Consider the following 1,614-nt stretch of genomic DNA (forward strand, 5'->3'; position numbering starts at 1 on the left):
CGAGGCGGAGCCTCCTTCACCTCTCACCTGCAGCTGCTCACGTCGTGGTTGTTCCCTACGGTATCCACCTTGTGGACACCAGGCGTGAATACCCCACTTTGTCATAGACTCATCACAGTTTGTACGTAAATAGGAAGAGACAACCGAATTGCATAAACACCTAGCCACAATGAAGTGGACCGCATTAGTAGCCGCTCTGGCGCTGCTGCTTGGCATCGGCACCACCCCGGCTCAAGCTGCTGCGACATCACCGCCGCTCCCATCTGTCCAGGTGCCGGCAGTCGACATCGACTCCCTGCCTGATGTCGAGCTCATAGTGCCGGGAATCGAGACAGAGGATGGCATCACCGCACCAGTCGATGCGGATTTGCCCATCACCGCACCGACTGCCGATGGTAAAGAAGTCTCGGTAGGTCTGCCGGTCACCGACGCTGCGGCATCCGTAACTCAAGGCGGATCAGCCCTGTACGCAGCTGAGGGGTCGCCTGTTGAAGTCACCGTTCAAGCCCTAGACACGTCCAACAATTCTGAAGTTGCCGCGTCGGTCCGTACGACGCTGACGATCTTGGACGCGACCTCACCGACTTCGTTCACATTCCCCATAGATCTTCCCGCCGGAACAGCACTTTAGCGTCAAGAAGACGGAACGGTTGTAGCGGTCTCTTCCAATGGCCAAGCTATAGGTTCATTCGCTGCACCATGGGCCGTTGATGCCACAGGCAAAGAAATCCCGACACGTTACGAAGTGCGCAATGGTTCCCTGATTCAGCACGTCGACCACACAGCTGCCGCATACCCAGTCGTAGCAGACCCGGTATGGCTCGTTCCTGTAGCAGTTGTCGGCACTCGCGTCATCCTGCAGATCACTGTCCGTGCGATCTCCAAACAAGCGGCAAAGAAAGCAGCAAGTAAGGCAGCGCAGAAGACTGCTCAAGCAAAGGGTAAGAGAACTGCGTCCAAGAATCCGAAAGCTTTAAAATACAGGTCTCACACTCAGAAGAATCTCCGCCACAACCTCGTTGTCAAGACTGGGAAAAATCCTGGCAAACGCTGCCAAGCTCATCACACGATGCCAGTGAAGTTTGAAAGCAAGTTCAAAAGGGCGGGACTCAACATCCATGATCCGAAATACGCGCGGTGGTGGATTTCCAAAAAAGGTGTCAAGAACAATCACCAGTCTCTAGCGCACGAATATAACAAACGCTGGGAAGCCTTCTTTAAGCGAAATCCATCGGCGTCGAAAAGTCAGATACTCGAATACCCCAAGAAGATCGATAACTCATATAGGAAGAGGAACGTGTTCCGATGCTAGGTGAACCAACAGCGAAGCAGCCATGGGTCCAGATCTTCGGAAAATCAGCGCGGGCCGATCTGTGGGTCGATATGGAGTGGGAGGGCAAAGCTGACCTGGGCCCCTACCTCACTGACGACGGTGAAGACATCTACGACGTCATCGCTGCCGGCAGAGCAGAAGAGCTTCCCTTTAGAGTCTGGGCGGTGAGAGATGAAAACTCTCGAGGGAAGCGTCACGGTGACATCCTGTGGGGCATCGTTCCGCTGGTATCCAACCGCTTTGCTCAAGCGCTGTCCGACCTGGGAGTCGAAGGATTCGGT

At 54.7% G+C, this 1,614-nt stretch carries 2 protein-coding genes; both read left to right on the forward strand.

The features are described from left to right. The first annotated feature begins 169 nt into the window (after positions 1–169). Positions 170–631: a hypothetical protein gene (locus HMPREF3092_RS09430; RefSeq protein WP_070424709.1), complete on the forward strand. Its 462-nt coding sequence runs from the start codon at positions 170–172 to the stop codon at positions 629–631. 674 nt (positions 632–1,305) lie between these two features. After that, positions 1,306–1,614: hypothetical protein (locus tag HMPREF3092_RS09440; protein ID WP_141738010.1), on the forward strand; the 309-nt coding region annotated here is incomplete at its 3' end.

Origin of the sequence: Brevibacterium sp. HMSC24B04 (assembly GCF_001806835.1) — a bacterium.
GTDB lineage: Bacteria > Actinomycetota > Actinomycetes > Actinomycetales > Brevibacteriaceae > Brevibacterium > Brevibacterium ravenspurgense.

Coding starts and splice junctions, on each gene's coding strand:
- HMPREF3092_RS09430 (WP_070424709.1), top strand. CDS start 170: ATGAAGTGGACCGCATTAGTAGCCGCTCTGGCGCTGCTGCTTGGCATC.